Consider the following 16097-nt stretch of genomic DNA (forward strand, 5'->3'; position numbering starts at 1 on the left):
TCTCACCGTGCTGGTTTGAAGCACCCCAATTGAGTACTTACTGAGTACTCAATCGGGTGCTTCTGTGAACTCTCGCTGACCGAGCTGGGCTTAACACAGAGCGCAGCTGCTACTAGCGCGGGTCTCAGCCTCGCAATCTGACGACGCTAGACGTTCAAGTGCGCTGTGGCGTTACGAACTGAAAAGAGCTCAAACTGGTCGGTGCGGGTGCGTGTGGCAAGGATGTCCCGAAAGTACCGCTGCAACTTTTGGCCATCGGCAGACGCTGTAGAACCCGCGTTGCGAAGTAAAAGTTCAACAGCTCGCCAGACGAGGTCTTCGACGACAAAGTAGGCACCATTGAGCCGTAGAGTTCTGGCTGCACTAAACTCCTCACGACCGATGTTGCTTCGATCAGCGTACGTTTCATATAGGCGTGCGCTTTGGACCAGGGTAGCCGATGCCGCGTCCACGTAGCCCATAGCCATTCCCAGGACACGGCGCCACTCCTCATGGTCCGCCCGCTTCGATCCGTCCTTTATCCAAGGGTGGTTGGTTGTCAAAATAAGACGCTCAAACTCATCAATAGCGGCGTAGCCAAGTCCCACGGACGTGGCAGCAACTTCACCCTCTGCGAAGCCGACGAAAGTACCCGCATAAACGCTGTTTCCGTGAAGCCGAGATCCTGGAGTCGTGCCCAGCAGGGCTGTTGTCCAGGTTTCAGGAGAGACATAGTCATCAGGCACAAACGCGTTTTTGACTGTTATCCCGTTGGAGCCCGAGCCTCGCATCCCAATAACTGATCCCCAGTCGTCGAGTACTTCGTAGTCCTTGCGGTTAACCACCATCCAAGCTCGGTAGGGTGAAGGCCCGGTCGCAGTTGTCGTCGGTATTGTGGCTGTTGCGAGGAAATGCGTCGAATAAGGAGCACCCGAGCAGTAACGCCAAGTCCCGTTCAAAATCCATCCTCCGTCTACACGCAGGACGGTTGCATCTCGGCTGTTGCCGCTAGCCGGGGCTATCATCAAGCCATGTTCCGCGAAAACCTCGCGCTGGGCAGTTTCATTAAAATAGGACCCTAACGTCAGTGAGTGACCAACGGAAAGAGACAGGCACCAGGCGGTTGAAGGGCAGCCACGCGCCACCTCTGCAACTACTTGGTAGAACGCCGAAACACCCAGTTCTAGGCCGCCAAACATTTTTGGTTGGAGCATCCTATAAAAGCCATGCTTGAGAAAGTACTCGTGCACGTCTGACGGGTAGCGTCCCGTGGTTTCGGTTTCGACTTGGGCAGCACGTAAGCGAGGACGGATCTCCCGTGCTCGTTCTAGAAGGCGTTCTAGTTCAGCCAGTATTGCGTGATCCTTTTCTGTTGCAATCTGGATGCTGCCCGGCCCAGCAAGTCCTGGTTCGCTGCTCTTGACGGCTTGAATGGGCGGCGGGGCTGTTTCCCGCTCGTCCCCTGCAGGCAGAAATGCTCTTGTCATACTGCTATAGCTCCTTTGCTGCATCTAAATTAGAGATGCCGTCGTCCACATCTTCCCTCCATTCTGAGAGGGTCCGGTGAGGGAAGGCATGTGAAAGTTCACAAATACATGAGAGTGCACTGTGCACTATGCACCTCCGCTTCCACCCCTACTGCTGGATAATGGTTTTGATTGACAATCGATTTGCCCAACTGCTCGCATACAGCAGCGGTAAACATCGCGACTAGCTCACGGAGTGAATGGGTGGAGAATAACCTGGGCGTTGGACCCGCAGAGATCGTCCGCGGCTTGGTGCAATCTGCTAGGACTTCGGGCCTCCGCGGCATAATTTCCACACTACATCGCGCCCTTGGGTGCGATGTAGGCCTCTTCGACCTCAGGGGCAGTGCCATCACCGCCGTGCCGGCAAGGACAATCTGGGACTATCCGGTTGTACTGAAAGCTAGCCTCGATTCAGGATCTGGCCATTCGCTCGTCGCCTCTCGCATCTATGCAGACAATGAAGCTGTCGCCGTACTGGCGGCCAACACGACCGTCGATCCTGAACGATATGTTGCGACAGCCGTCGATTTGATCACTTTAGAAGTTGGCCGGCTCCGAGCACGGCAAGAAGGCAAACGGGAGTTGGCTACGCATGTGGTTGAAGACCTTTTGGACGGGCGAATAGCAGACGCCGAGGGACTAACTCGTCTACTCAACGTTGGATTCGACCCCCGTGCCCCATTCAGGGTGCTGCTAGGGTCCGCCAATGGCCGACAAGAACGTTTAATTTCCGTTCCGTGGAACGTTCATACGTTGCTGACCGGTCAGAACGAACCATTCCTGCGCGTGGTCGCTAACGGTTACGTACTCATGCTGGTACCGGATGATCCCATGACTGAACAGGTAGCCACTATCTTGCTTGAACACATGCGCGGTGTCGGTCCAAACGCCAGCGTCGGCGTCAGTTCAAGGTACGTGGGAGCTGAGGGCCTGCGGGCCGGCTATTTTGAGGCCTTGGCCGCCATTCGTCAGGGTGCTGGCGTTCAAACAGCTGTAGATGTGGACATAGCCCAACTACTGCTCCTAACCAATTCGGCCCTACCGCTTACTTCCCTCGCCACCCGGGTCCTTGGGCCGATCCTCGATTACGACGCCGAGAATAAAAGCGACCTGCTAGGCACGCTACGAGCTTATTTGGCAATGGACTGCCACATCAGTAGGACAGCCGACGGCATGTTCATCCACCGAAACACGCTGCGCTATCGACTACGTCAGATCGAAGAGTTGCTTGGCCGGAGCCCAGAGGCTACTCGCAACAGCTCAAACCTGTGGCTGGCCCTTCATATCCTGGAAGCCTCTGAAATGGGGAGCAGCAGTTCACCGTCATAACTAAAGCGGGCCCCTCGCTCAGTTGTGACCACTGTTTTTCTCCGGAGTTCGGGCGGATGCATGCTGCTGATACCAAAAACTCGATGTTCCGGGTCCTCAAGCACTGCGTATCGATTTACATTAGAATCGGCAGGGGGAACGAGGATGCGTGCCCCCGCCTCGAGCGCTTGAACAGCCACGGCGTCGACATCCTCTACGTCGAAGTAGATAACCCAAGTCGAATGCCATGATTCGTTGAAGGAACCGCCGAACTCAACGACGCCATGGACCTTGTAGGGGCCGTCATGGAGGACGTAGAAATTATAGGGATCCTCCGCCACAGCTGCGTAATCAATGCTCAAACCTTTCGCCAAGGTCGTGGCACTAAGGCGGGTTTCGGTAGCGGCATAATCACAGTTGGTTTGGTCTAGGGCTTCTTTCCATTGCCCTTGGTATTCGCCATCGATTAACCCGAGCCAAGTGCCGGCCGAGTCCACCGCGTAATGAGCCACGATGTGTCCAGGGTCGTTGCTCGACATGCCCCCCAGCAACTTAAAGGCGCGCTGAGCTTCGGTGGCGTCATCTACATGGAAGATAGGAACCCAGCCGGAAGCGGGCCTCCCTCTGCCCGAAGGGCGCACGGACAGAACGCCGCGCTCCTTCAGGAGCTGTTCACTATCCCAGCGAATTTCTCCTGGACGCTTCCGGTCGCCCAACAACCACGCGTAAAAACGCACAGAGGCCTCAAGATTATCGGTAATTAATTCTAGGCCGACTAACCGGCTTCTGTGACTCTTCGCCGCCATTATATGGACGCCTCTCAAATAATCTAGTAGCCCTGCGGGCACTAGAAGTGTACAGAACGGTTGTGGTTATGGCAGGCCGCCAGGACATCTTTACGCCTCGCAGCCACAAACGAGGTCGACATCAGGCTCCACTAGTTGATCAGGGAGGCGTCTGAGTGGGAATGTGATTCTACACAAACAACGAATGCACGTTGGTGCGGTACGCACAGTTCTGAAGCAGGACGTGAGTCTCACATCCGATTCTGCTTGGGGGAGGGGCGTGTGGCCCGCGTCCGCGGCGTAGCCGCGAACGCGGGTGGAACCAACTCGAGATGTCCTTTGCTATGGCCGAGGCGCTGGTGCGTCGCAGTCATGTAACGGCATTGATATTCGAATCTCCGCGTTTCATCCAAGCCCGGAAGTGTACTAGCTGCCTTCAGTATCGTCCTAACTGCGCTTCAGGAAATGCACATCATCTGGGTTGAACAGCTTGTCACGAGTCCAGCCATTAAGATCATATTGATTCATACACGTCTCTACGAGGGCATGGGCGTGGTCAAAGGTGCCATCACTTTGCGCCGCCTCCCCTATCAGAAGGTGCAGCATCTCAGGCTGACCAAAGTAGTTATGCTCATACAACTCATGACGCGAGCCGAACTCGGAGCCTATCGCGTCCCAGAGCAATTTCATGGTCTTTGAACGATCGAGAGCAGTCTTGCCGTTGGACCCGCGAAGGTAACGATCTAGATAGGGCCGCACTTCCGGCGTCTGGAAGTCTACCGCATTTGAATTCAAGTAAATCAATCCCGACGCGACGACCGTTTGAATGATTTCGCGGATCCTGCGGTTCATGGACGAAGCCATCGAGGCGTAAGCATACCCGTACGCGCGATTAGGGTCGATTACGCCGCCCCAACCTTCCGTGGCGTTCTCAATCATACCGTCGCGCATGGCACTAACCGCATGGCGGTAGCCGGTCACCTCGCCCAAAGCCGCCTGGACCCCCCGGAACTGCCCTGCACCGGTGATTTCAAGCGCCTTGCTCAAGACGCCCACGAAGAAGTCCAATTTTACGCTAAAGCGTGTTGCCGCTTGAAATGCAGCACGGGCGCCCCAACCGGAATTCTTGTCGAACTCGGTGAGCTTCTTTGTGTCATAGATCAATACGTTTTCCCACGGGATCAGGGCTTGATCGAATACGAGGATGGCGTCGTTCTCATCGAGACGGGAAGAAAGCGGATAATCAAATGGTCCAGAAGACAACGCCGAAACCTGCTCATATGAGGCTCGGGAAAACATCTTCACACCCTTTCCACCCGTAGGTGCAAGGAATGTGATGGAGAGTGCTTTGTCCTGCAATGGTGCGCCGTTATGGGAAACATAAATGTACTGCGTGGTCGGTGAACCCGTGGCAACCACCTTAGCCCCACTAACTATTACGCCCTTGTCGGTCTCCCGCTCAACATGTACATAGACGTCCTTAACATCCTCTGTTGCCCGCGAGCGATCCACAGGAGGATGCACAATTGCGTGACCCATGTGTAGTACTTGCTCCTGGTTCTCCTTGTACCAGTATCGAGCGTTGTCGGCGTACTCTCCGAAAAACTCTGGTTTGGCACCGAGGCCTGTAATTAGCGAAGCCTTATAGTCCGGGGATCGTCCCATCCAACCGAACCCGAGTTCCTGCCAAGTCCTAATGGCTTCTCTGCTGGCTCGCAAGTCATCCTTGCTGCGAGCGCCTTTGAAAAACGGGTGCGTGAGGCCGCCGCTTCCCGTGTCTGTGGGCGAAGTCGTAAGACTGCGAGTAGCCGGATCGTGCAAGGCATCATAAAGATCAGCCAGCGATCGCGCCGAGTTGCGGAAGGCGGGATGAGTGGTCACATCCTCGACTCGTTCACCATATATCCATATCTCACGACCGTCTCGAAGGCTTTCGAGAAACTCCTCACCGGTCTGCATTCGCCCACTGTGTTGAGGTACGGCATCGGCCGATTTCTCGGCTTGGGTCATGTCTACGTTGTCACTGATGGTGGTCATGAATAGGTCCTTTCAAAATTTTTCAAACTGGCGCTCAGATGTTTCGCGTCGCATCCCGGATATGAGAAAAGTCGCCGAATCGACCCGGTGAAGAGCGTGTGGTCTCCGGCCAAGTGAAAGCCCGTAGGGGCTGACGGGCCGGCGGCTGGACTCCGGTCGAACGCATGCCGACTAGCCGGAAGACAGGGCCGACCTTTGTCCTTCTTGTGGAATCTGCACAGGGGCGTCCATTATCTGGCGGGACGCTAAGGCAGTACTTATGGACGGCGTGTTGCCTATTAGTTCCCGCGTGTAGGCGTGGTGTGGATTGCTCAGCACTTCCTCGGTCTTGCCCTGTTCAACAACAAGGCCCTGGTCAAGAACAAGCACACGGTCAGCGAAGGACCGAACGAGCGCCAAGTTATGCGTGACGAACAACATTGACAGTCCATCCTTAGCGCGAAGGTCCTTGAGTAAGGCGATCACGTCGTCCTGCACCAGCACATCCAGCGCAGAGGTGATTTCGTCACAAATCAGCAGTCGCGGCTTTGCGATCAGGGCCCGTGCAATGGCCACGCGCTGTCGCTCCCCTCCTGAAAGACGGTTGGGCATCAGGTGCGCTTCGTCAGCGGACAAGCCGACCCGTTCGAGTGCCTCTAGCGCCGCCCTGCGTGCCTGAGCCGACGTTCCCCTAGTAATTTCTCGGAAAGCGAATTCCAAGCTCTGGCCGACACTCTTTTTGGGGTTGAGTGCGCTGAACGGGCTCTGGAAGATGTATTGAATCTCCCTTACAGCTTCGCGTGGACGGGAACGCGCACGGGCTGAGAGCTCACTGCCCTTCCAAAGCACGCTTCCAGATTGTTCCGTGTGAAGTCCGATCAACGCTCGAGACAATGTGCTCTTGCCGGATCCCGATTCACCGACGATGGCGACACATTCGCCAGGGTTAACATCGAAGGTGACTCCTGCCAGAATCGGCTTTTTTTGGTAACCAGCTGTCAAATTTCGTACTGAGAGGGACTCCATGGAGTCCCCTGCGTGGGTGGACTTGACCGTGGGACCGACAGGGTTGGCAACGCCAATATCTGGGGCAGCAGCTACTAACCGCTGCGTATATTCATGTTGTGGAGCCTCAAAAATCTCTCGCACTCCGCTGCGTTCAACGATTTGCCCATCCTTCATGACCATCACTGTGTCGGCAACGGCGGCAACAACTGCGAGGTCATGGGTGATGTAGATTCCTGCGATCCCATGTTCCGAGCACAATCTGCGCACGAGCGAAAGGATGCGGGTCTGCGTAGTCACATCGAGGCCGGTAGTGGGCTCGTCCCAGACCACAACAGGTGGCTGTGCGACAACCGCCATAGCGATTCCGACCCGCTGCACTTGCCCTCCGGACAACTGGTGCGGGAAGCGTGAAAGGAATACATCGTCTACAGGAAGCCCGACATCCTCCAGAGCAACGCGGACCAGATGGCGTTTCTCCTCGTTCGTCTTCCCACTCGTGCAGTGGTCCAGGACCTCGCGAAGTTGCCGCCCAATCGTCAGAGCCGGGTTCAACGAGGCTCTTGGATCCTGCGGGACATACGAGATGCGTCGCCCACGAAGCCCCGCGCCCCCGCTCGTTGCGGAAACCTGACTCCCCGCGACGTCGATTGTTCCACCGGTCAGTCGTGCTCCACGACGCGTGTAGCCGAGCAGGGCAGTTCCCACTGTTGTTTTGCCAGAACCGCTTTGGCCAACGACGCCCAGGATTTCCCCCGGTTGGACGACAAAGTCGACTTCTCTGACAATCCGCCGGCCATCGTCCAAGCTCACTTCCAGGCCGGAGACCGTGACTGCTGGCCTACTTGGTTGCATCACCGATTTCCTCCTGATTTTCCGACTGCACGCCCGATTCCTTCAGTGACGAGGTTTACCCCTATGGCAAAAGCAGCGATGAGCGCTAGCGGTGCCAATACACCCCACGGTTGCCAAGTTAATGCAGCCCTATTCTCGTTGATCATCAGCCCCCAATCCGCCGCGGGTGCAGCAACGCCCTGGCCAATAAGGCTGAGAGAAGCCAAGATCCCCACCGACCAGACGATACGAAGACCCAGTTCGACCATGACTGTCGTCAAAACGTTCGGCAGAATCTGACTAAAGACCACTTTAGGCGCAGCAGTACCGATGGACTGTGCGTATTCAATATACTCGCGATGCGCGATATCTACAGTGACGCCACGAACCACCCGAGCAACGTGAGGCGCATGGCAAATACCGATCAAAAAAACCAATAGCCAATGGCTTCTTCCCAGCATCGACACGAAAAGTAGAACGAAGATCAGTGTAGGTACAGCCATTGCAACGTCGCTGCCGCGCATCAAAAGTTCGTCCAGCCATGACCCGCAATAACCCGCCAGCATCCCAACGACGGTGCCAATCACTATGCCAAGAAGTGCTGCGACTGTGGACATCCACACGACGGTCCAACCACCATGCAGAAGACGCGAGAGAACATCTTGACCCATAAAATCGGTACCAAGTGGGATACCGGGACTCGGGGGCGTAAATGGGGCAGTGACGAAGTCTGAGATTCCATGCGGAGCGAGGCTTGGCCCAAGTAGCGCGGTCAATACAACGAGAACTACAATGATGCTTCCGAAAGCCCCTTTCGGGTCGCGCAGGAAGCGACGGACACTTCCAAGATTGCGGGACGATCCTTTCACTATTGGTCTTGCGGCCGCCGATATTTTTGCGTTCATTTTGTCCTCAATTTCGGCGTGACCACTACTGTCGCGATGTCAGCTAGGAGGTTGACAACAACGTAGCCTGCGGCTACCAACAGCACCCCCGCCTGGATCACCGGTACATCGCGCGCCGATACCGCATTAGTGAGTGATAGACCCAGGCCGGGGTACTGGAATAGAAATTCGACGACCACCGTGCCGGCTAGCAACCATGCAATGGATAAAGCAGACGCCTGAACAGCGGGCACTAATGCGTTTCGGAGGGCGTGGCGAATCAGCACCACGCGCCGCGGCATGCCTTTTAATTCAGCCATTGCTACGTACTCGGAGTCGAGGACCTCTAGCAGCGAAGCACGTAGCTGCCTAGTTAGATAAGGCAGCGACACAATGACTAGTGTTGCGACCGGAAGGATCACCGACGTCGGGTTGGATAGGGGACCAGAACCTGTAGGAACAAGCGAAACCGCAGGCAGAACGTGCAGTAGTCCCGTTGAAAATATGACGATGAGCACAATGCCCACTACAAATTCTGGAAGTGCAGCGACAATAATCGTAAAAATGTTAATACTACCGTCCCAGATGCTGCCGGGCTTAGTCGCGGCGAGTATTCCCAGCAATCCCGCCATCGGAATTGCTATGATGATTGTTATTCCAATCAGAACTGCGCTGTTGGCAATTGCGGGTCCTACCATTGAAATCACTGGTTCAGAAGAGATTAATGAATGACCTAAGTCTCCGCGCAGTAGACCTGACATCCAGCTCAGGTACTGCTCAAGCGGCGGCCGGTCAAGTCCCATGCGTTCACGCAACTCTGCGATGCGCTCGGGAGTGGCGGAGTTACCTAGTACAGTGCTGGCAGCATCGCCAGGGACAAATATTGTTGCAGCAAATATAAGCACTGAGACTGCGAACAGTGTTATTAAGCCCAAAACTAGTCGCGTCAAAATCCATCGGTAACGTCGGAACGTTTTCCTCCCCAACGGCACCGAACGGATTGGTTGTAAGGGTGTTGGTGACACAGTCTGCGTCCGTTCAGTCATAGCAGTACCTGCTACATCTAAGGCGTAGGGCCCGCATGGACATTGATGCACTCTCTTTCACTAGCCGGACTTCACTCTTGCGCAACAAGCGCGGACAAGGATCTCTCAGGAGGTAAAACTCAACTTGTCTAGAGTTCGCATTACGGCTTGCCCTGATTTGTCGCTGCTGGGCCATCCCGTGACCGTGGCCCTGGAGGCAACTAAAGTACTTGGGAATGCAGGAATGAGGAAGCCGCCCTCGTCAAATAAAATGCGTTGCATCTTCCTGACCGCTTCTGTCGCTTCTGTCCCCGCCGTCGACACTGCTTTAGTAAAGAGCGCGTCGTACTCCTTACTGCTAAACCGCGTCTGATTTAGTGCCGAGTTGGGGCCATCAGACATTGCCGCCGTCGTCAAAATAGTCATTGCGGGATACCAGTCAACGCCCACCTGATGATCTAGGTACCGGGCAAAATACGAAGCCTCGTCCAGCACCTCGACGCTGGCGTCCAATCCGATCTCCTTGACGTTCTGCGCGACAATCTGACTCATTTGTTCCCGGCGCGGGTCAGTTGTGATGACAAACTTCTTGCCTTCCGCTCCTGCCTCGTGGATCAGCTTTTTAGCGGCTTCTACGTCCCGGTTGCGCACTAGAGAGGCGTCGTACATTGGGTCGGAAAAGCCATACAGATCGTGCCCGACTTGGGCATGTCCCTGATAAACAACCTGGACTATTTGATTGCGATCGCAGGCCAAACGAATTGCTTGACGGATTCGGTTGTCCGCAGTCAGGCCAGTGTCCGTTCTCATGAAGATGCAGTTCCACGAGGCTGCTGGGAGATCGAGGAGGCGCAAATTTGCGTCTGCTTGAACTCGCGCAACTTGAGAGCTTGGAATATTTCTTATCAAATCGACTTGGTTAGCGATCAAAGCATTTACCCTGGCATCATGGTCCGGTAGACACACCAACCGCAGCCCGTCGAGCGAGGACTGCCCTCCGTGGTATTCAGTGAACGCCGTGAGGACCGCCTCATTGCCGGCTCGATAGGTTTCGAGTTGGAACGGGCCAGTGGATACTGGCTCTTTCGGATTGAAGTCGGCTGGGACGATTCCCTTTCCGCCGCCATCTCCCAACGTAATATCAAAGATCCCCGAAGGCGAGACAAGATGGAACTCAATAGTTCGCGGATCGATCTTCTTCATATTTTCAATAACCGAAAGCTGGCCGAACCCTAGAGCTCCGACCTTCGGATCTAGAATACGATTTATTGAGAATATGACATCGTCCGCATTGAGGACTTTGCCGTTATGAAACTTAACCCCTTCCCTGAGCTTGAGGGTCCACACCTTACTTGTGTGGTCAGGAGTCAGCGTCTCTGCAAGGACGTACTTCAGATCGAAGTTCTCATCCAATTCCGTCAATTGCTCGTAAAAAACATCCGAGAACGGTGATGTAAATGAATCCTGGATCTGATGGGGGTCCAAAGTACTCGCTGGACTGCCGCCGTCAATGCCGACGCGGAGTGTGCCCGCTGGCGCCTTCGATTGAGAGCCGCTCGCGGCAGTAGGGGCTGGTGTGCCGCCACAGCCAGCAAGAAGAGCCGCCGCTCCGACACCGGCACCGGTAATTCCAAGCACCTGGACGAAACTCCGCCTGCTGAAATTTAGTCCGACCGCAGCTTGCAGGGAAGGATCTTTTGCAATTCTAGGGTCCATAATGTCTCCAATAAGTCATTGTCTTGATGCTTGGCACTGAAGGATGAAGCTGACCACTACGTCGTGAGCGCAGCTAGATCCCGTTTTGCGTACCATGCAATATTGGGTAGCGGTATAACGGTTTGGATCCAGCAATTACCCCCTGGCCGGCGATCACGTCTTCCGCTTAGCCAAGAGGGGTCAGAGGCCGGGCGCTCTTCAAACAGTCGCCATGATCGGCCCGGCCAGTGATCCACATCTCGAATTCTAGGAAGGCCAGGATCGAACATCGAGTTCAATCCGGACAATGATTGAGCAGTAAGTAGTGCAGAGCGCACAGCTCGCTGCCGGTTCGCTTCCGATGGCCCGTACGCCCAAAGTCGCTTTACGGCAACGTAGACCGACACTTTGGTCGCCGGCCAACACTCGGGCGTAAGTAAGACCCCGTAACACGGCGCCGTTACGCTGCGAAGACAGGCGCTACTCGGGTCGATGGTTACGACGAAGTCCCCGGAAACTGAGATCTGTTCGCTACTACGCGGCCGATGGACTGGCGGTGGTAGACCATTGGTGCTTGATCTACAGTGCCCAAGCCATGCACCTCTAGGATCACAATGCTATGATCTCCGGCTGCAATTTCTTGGCGTACAGAACAATCCATCCATGCGACGGCACCGCCTACGAAAAGTGCCTGATTGGAGGAAACGCGAACTGGCACATCCGCAAAACGGTCCCTGGTCCTCGAAGCCATTTGGTAGGCCAAGTGGCCCTGCGATTCGGAGAGTACGGAGATGCCGATGTTGTCAGCGTCGCGCATAGCCCGCCAAGTGTTGTTGGTGTTCTGCACACAAATCGATACTAGGGGTGGTTGCCAGGAGACGGTTTGGAACGACGAGGCAGCGAAGCCCGCATACTTTCCGTCCAACACCGCGCAGACTGCAACTACGCCGCTTGGGAACTGTGCAAAGACTTGCCTGGTGCCTTCGCCTGACACGTCCTCAACGATGACATCAGGCACTTCAATGGCGGGTGCAGTCATGCCATGCCTCCATTTTCATGTTTATGTGTGCTGCCCTTTGGCTGCCTCTGCTTTTAGTCTGCTTTCCCACAAGGAGCTTTTCGATGTAGGGAAGGACAACCTGGGGTCGCAGCCTTATGCACTCGGCACAAATCCTCATCCTCAAGAGCGACAGCGAAAATGCTCGCTAGAGAAGCGAGGACCAAGGCCGCGGCACCCGCCTCTGTTAGGACATCCTGTGCCGATGCAGTAGTCAACGGCCGAGACTCGGCAAAATGGATAGGCTGAGCGCGCACTGACGAAACTGATCTGGTCCACGGGCTGGCAGCGCGGCGTGAAGTTCAAGGCCCTGGACAATTCAAGCATCGATACCACTAGTAGCCATGGCAGTTCCACATGGCCGTTGACAAAGGCCGTCGAAAAGCGGCCTTACCAGCCCGTTGCCCGGGGAAATGGAGCGCGGGCCACTGCCTTCGCTTCAGGCAGGTTGGTGGAAGTCCGCTTTATGAACGGCCTGACGCTTACTCGTCGTCAGAGACGTGCACCAGATGCCAGCCTTCCCAGCCCGGATGTTTCCGGACTTCAAGCGTCCGCAGCGGTGAGGTCGAGTTGGCCTGCACCTGCAGGCGCCAGAACTCGATTTCCACCGCGTCCGGGTATTGCGGCTTGCGGGCTTTTTGAAATGTCTTGCAACAGTCAGAGGAGCAACTCATCCAGGTTCCTGCGACTCTCAGCGGTCGCACACGCGCTGAGCGGTAATTGGTTGTAGTTGGTATAGCGCGCTTTGAGGGGCGACCATCGAGGTCTAGCTCGTACAACGAGCAGAAATCTCATAGATTATTCGGCTACGGAACGCGGTTGAGTTCCGCTTCAATGTCTGATGCTCTGCCGGCTTGCCCGGAGTGTAACGAGTCGTTCACGTACGAGCAGGGCGCCTTGTGGGTGTGCCCGATGTGCGGGCACGAATGGTCAAAGGTCGCGGCCGAGGCCACACCTGAGAAGGCTTCGATCAAGGATGCCGTTGGCAATGTGCTCGCCGATGGTGACATGGTCACGATCGTCAAGGACCTCAAGGTCAAGGGCGCCGGTGGGGGTGTCGTGAAGGTCGGCACGAAGGTGCGCGGCATCCGACTCATTGAGGACGGGGTGGGCGATCACGACATTGATGCGACCGTTCCCGGGTTTGGGCGGATGCAACTGAAGTCCAGCGTGGTGAAGAAGGTCCTCTGACCTGCGCCGATTCCCGATGGCCTCCGCGCCGGCCAAACCCATGGCGAGCAGACGCCACGGCGCCCTGACAAGCAGGTATGAAGTCGTCCTGCGATTTCGTATCGTTGATATTTAGTCGGACTGCTTGCGCAGTGCTGCCCAGGTTTGGAAACCGCCGACAAGGTCGGTCGCACGGGTCAGCCCCAGTCGTTGCAGGGTGTGTGCCGCGAGGCTGGAGCTGTAGCCGTCATTGCAGACGACCACGATTTGCCGAGCGGGTCGTCAGAGATCGGGAGCCGGTGTGGGCTGGGAGGGTCGAGCCGCCACTCGAGAACGTTTCGGTCAATGACGACCGCTCCCGGAAGATGACCGTCCCGGTCTCGCTGATCGGCTCAAGTAGTAATTGGTTGATTGAAAGAGTCCCGGGGAGTCGCTGCGACCTAAACTGCGTTGGCAGGTGCGGCGCCATCGTCGAAGATATGACACCGCTTCACCGTTGTCCATGCTGAGCCATGGTGCTTTCGATGAGCGAACGCAGAGCCGTCACGAAAACCACTGCCCTCCGTACGCCCGCTCGGAACGGGCCGCTAAGAAGGCAATCCTGGACGAGTTGCCAGTTGACTGGGTGGCACCGCGATCATGTGCGCAAGGCCTTGCGGCAGGCAGTGGTCCTCAAACCGGTCAAGCCCCGTCCGGCCCGGCCGCCGCTTTACGGCGCGCCGGTGATCGAGGCGCTGCGGTTTTGCTGGGCCGTTCAGGGCACGCCGTGCGGACGGCTGCTCGCGGCGGCGCTGCCTGACCTGGTGCCGAGACTGCGCCGGTTCGAGGAACTGGAGATCGATGACGCAAGTGCTGCACTGCTGCTTAGGATCGCCCCGGCCATGATCGACCGTCGGCTAAAGGTCGACCGGGCGAAACTGGAGCCACGCGGACGGCGCATACGAAGCCCGGGACACTGCTGAAGGGCTCGATCCCGATGCGTACCCGGGCCGAGCGGGACGACGCGAAGCCGGGTTTTGTAAAGATCGATTTGGTCGGCCACGAAGGCGGCAACTCCAAGGGCGAGTTCTATACGGCGGAACTGTTCGGAAGGCCGCCAAGACGAGGCTGAGCAAGGAGAACACGCCGCTGAATCCGGCGGCCATCCAACGTCAGGTCCAAGCACTCTGCGCAGAACTACTCACCCTGACCGCGGCCAAACAAGGCACCAACCCCTGCCCGCGATCCGGGCAAAATCAAATGACTCTACGAATCGCTCCAAGCGGGCATCTTGACATGATTCCCCGGGGGTCCGGCGTCCTGCAGTGCAGGCTATTCGTACCAGAGCTGGAGTTGTCCATACTAATTTTGTCCCTGCTGACTGGCGACGGAGTTACCGGCCCCTCTCACACTCGCCGGCCAGGAACGCGGTGAGCCGGTCCGGGGGGACGGAGGCCGGTTCCGGACGGTGTCCGTGCCGCATGGTTCCGGGGTAGCAGCGAACCCCAGAAGTGTGCCGTTCTTGCGGCCTGCCGCCCGGGAAGGCGCATCCTGAGAATACCTGTACAGCAGACAGATAAGGGGATGGTTTCCATGACAACAACCTCGTCCACCTCCGGCACCGTTCAGGCCCGGGGATTATGGGCCGACGGATTCGGCCGGGCCGGGACCCGTGCCGCGCAGTTCATTTTGCTCCTGATCGCGGTGTCCGTTGCCGTGTACGGGCTGATACAGCTCAAGCTCATCGTAGTCCCGCTCATGGTGGCGCTCATCCTGGCTGCGGCGCTCAACCCGGTGGTCGCTTTCCTGCGCAGCAAGGGGCTCCCCGGTGCGTTGGCGACTTGGATTACGTTCCTGGCCGCCGTCGTCGTGCTGGGGGGCATTGTCACCGGCATCGTTTTCGCCGTGCGCAGCGAATGGGACGAGCTGGTCACCGCCACCGCCGATGGATTCGAGGAGCTCCAAAAATTCATGGTTTCCGGTCCGCTGCCCATCGACCAGGCAATGATCGACAGGGGCAGCGACGCGGTGGCCGGGTTTGCCAGCAGCAGCCAGTTCGGGGCCGGGGCTCTTGCCGGGGTTTCGACGGCGGCCGAGGTCATTACGGGTGTCCTGCTGGGCGCCGTCGTGCTCTTCTACTTTCTGAAGGACGGCGGACGGATCTGGGATTTCTTCCTCCGGCCCTTCCACGGTGAGCGACAGCGCAGGCTTCGCAGCTCCGGGGCCAGGGCTCTCGTCGTGCTGGGTCAGTACGTGCGGGGTACAGCGATTATCGCCCTGATCGAGGCTGTGGTCATCGGCACGGCGCTGTTCATCCTCCAGGTGCCGTTGGCCCTTCCGCTGGCCGTCATTGTCTTCCTCGGCGCCTTCATCCCGATGGTCGGGGCGACGGTAGCAGGCATCCTTGCCGCTCTGATTGCGCTGGTTGCCAACGGCCCAGTTGTGGCACTGATTGTCGTGGCGATCGTCATTGGCATCAACCAGCTCGACGGCCACGTCCTGCAACCAATCGTGATGGGGAGGTCGCTGCGCCTGCACGGCCTGGTCATCCTCCTGGCCCTGGCCGCCGGTGTCATCCTCGCCGGAATCATCGGTGCAGTGCTGGCCGTGCCGCTTGCCGCGGTAACCTGGGCCGTCATCCAGGTCTGGGCCGAACCGGCGGACGCTGGGTCCGGCCCGCCCGGGGGGAAGGGCCTGGCCCGGGTACGGTGGAAGCCGTTCATCGCCGCCCGCAGGGCAGCGCCCGCCACTGGGACGGAACGGGAATCCGGAAAACGCAGCTGACGCACACCTTTTGTCTCAGGTGAACGATTCCGTCAGAAGGGGCTGCC

Annotated in this window: 14 protein-coding genes; 4 read left to right on the forward strand and 10 right to left on the reverse strand. The window is 57.2% G+C overall.

Translation table 11 applies throughout. The features are described 5' to 3' along the window. Positions 1 to 146: 146 nt before the first annotated feature. Positions 147 to 1466, reverse strand: a complete 1320-nt coding sequence (locus tag AC5RW2_RS07880; protein ID WP_493963023.1) for an acyl-CoA dehydrogenase family protein — start codon at positions 1464 to 1466, stop codon at positions 147 to 149. Between the two features lie 243 nt (positions 1467 to 1709). Here AC5RW2_RS07880 and AC5RW2_RS07885 point away from each other — a divergent pair, with 243 nt between their 5' ends. Beyond that, the gene (locus AC5RW2_RS07885; protein ID WP_493963022.1) at positions 1710 to 2837 is read left to right on the forward strand and encodes a PucR family transcriptional regulator; all 1128 of its coding nucleotides are present in this window, start codon (positions 1710 to 1712) and stop codon (positions 2835 to 2837) included. On the opposite strand, the gene AC5RW2_RS07890 is transcribed toward AC5RW2_RS07885, so the two are convergent. The 8 genes from AC5RW2_RS07890 to AC5RW2_RS07925 all read right to left on the reverse strand — a co-directional run bounded on the left by AC5RW2_RS07890 (position 2789) and on the right by AC5RW2_RS07925 (position 12725). Then, a complete protein-coding gene (locus AC5RW2_RS07890) occupies positions 2789 to 3622 on the reverse strand; it encodes a VOC family protein (RefSeq protein ID WP_493963021.1) in 834 nt (277 codons plus the stop codon). The two genes, AC5RW2_RS07885 and AC5RW2_RS07890, sit on opposite strands and share 49 nt — an antisense overlap. Before the next feature lie 426 nt (positions 3623 to 4048). Further along, positions 4049 to 5638, reverse strand: coding sequence for a 4-hydroxyphenylacetate 3-hydroxylase N-terminal domain-containing protein (locus AC5RW2_RS07895; RefSeq protein ID WP_493963020.1), 1590 nt, complete (start codon positions 5636 to 5638; stop codon positions 4049 to 4051). Positions 5639 to 5809: 171 nt separating this feature from the next. After that, positions 5810 to 7477, reverse strand: a complete 1668-nt coding sequence (locus AC5RW2_RS07900) for an ABC transporter ATP-binding protein (protein WP_493963158.1) — start codon at positions 7475 to 7477, stop codon at positions 5810 to 5812. Next, complete coding sequence (locus tag AC5RW2_RS07905; RefSeq protein WP_493963019.1) at positions 7477 to 8361, reverse strand: ABC transporter permease; 885 nt, start codon at positions 8359 to 8361, stop codon at positions 7477 to 7479. Before AC5RW2_RS07905 ends, AC5RW2_RS07900 begins: the two co-directional genes overlap by 1 nt. Next, the gene (locus AC5RW2_RS07910; RefSeq protein WP_493963018.1) at positions 8358 to 9386 is read right to left on the reverse strand and encodes an ABC transporter permease; all 1029 of its coding nucleotides are present in this window, start codon (positions 9384 to 9386) and stop codon (positions 8358 to 8360) included. Before AC5RW2_RS07910 ends, AC5RW2_RS07905 begins: the two co-directional genes overlap by 4 nt. Before the next feature lie 105 nt (positions 9387 to 9491). Next, positions 9492 to 11081, reverse strand: a complete 1590-nt coding sequence (locus AC5RW2_RS07915) for an ABC transporter substrate-binding protein (RefSeq protein ID WP_493963017.1) — start codon at positions 11079 to 11081, stop codon at positions 9492 to 9494. A 475-nt stretch (positions 11082 to 11556) separates the two neighbouring features. Further along, positions 11557 to 12099, reverse strand: coding sequence for a flavin reductase family protein (locus tag AC5RW2_RS07920; protein ID WP_493963016.1), 543 nt, complete (start codon positions 12097 to 12099; stop codon positions 11557 to 11559). 500 nt (positions 12100 to 12599) lie between these two features. Next, a complete protein-coding gene (locus AC5RW2_RS07925) occupies positions 12600 to 12725 on the reverse strand; it encodes a hypothetical protein (RefSeq protein WP_493963015.1) in 126 nt (41 codons plus the stop codon). A 226-nt stretch (positions 12726 to 12951) separates the two neighbouring features. Here AC5RW2_RS07925 and AC5RW2_RS07930 point away from each other — a divergent pair, with 226 nt between their 5' ends. After that, on the forward strand, positions 12952 to 13308 hold the full coding sequence (locus AC5RW2_RS07930) for a zinc ribbon domain-containing protein YjdM (RefSeq protein WP_493963014.1): 357 nt from the start codon (positions 12952 to 12954) through the stop codon (positions 13306 to 13308). 111 nt (positions 13309 to 13419) lie between these two features. Here the strand turns inward: AC5RW2_RS07930 and AC5RW2_RS07935 are convergent, their stop codons facing one another. Continuing rightward, the gene (locus tag AC5RW2_RS07935) at positions 13420 to 13551 is read right to left on the reverse strand and encodes a rhodanese-like domain-containing protein (RefSeq protein ID WP_493963013.1); all 132 of its coding nucleotides are present in this window, start codon (positions 13549 to 13551) and stop codon (positions 13420 to 13422) included. 377 nt (positions 13552 to 13928) lie between these two features. Between AC5RW2_RS07935 and AC5RW2_RS07940 the strand changes: the two genes are divergently transcribed. Beyond that, positions 13929 to 14249 carry a hypothetical protein gene (locus AC5RW2_RS07940; protein WP_494073896.1) on the forward strand — a complete coding sequence of 107 codons (321 nt, stop codon included), beginning with the start codon at positions 13929 to 13931 and terminating at the stop codon, positions 14247 to 14249. Between the two features lie 610 nt (positions 14250 to 14859). After that, complete coding sequence (locus AC5RW2_RS07945; protein WP_493963011.1) at positions 14860 to 16050, forward strand: AI-2E family transporter; 1191 nt, start codon at positions 14860 to 14862, stop codon at positions 16048 to 16050. Positions 16051 to 16097: the final 47 nt, after the last annotated feature.

The organism is Arthrobacter sp. B0316-1-20, from assembly GCF_059091865.1.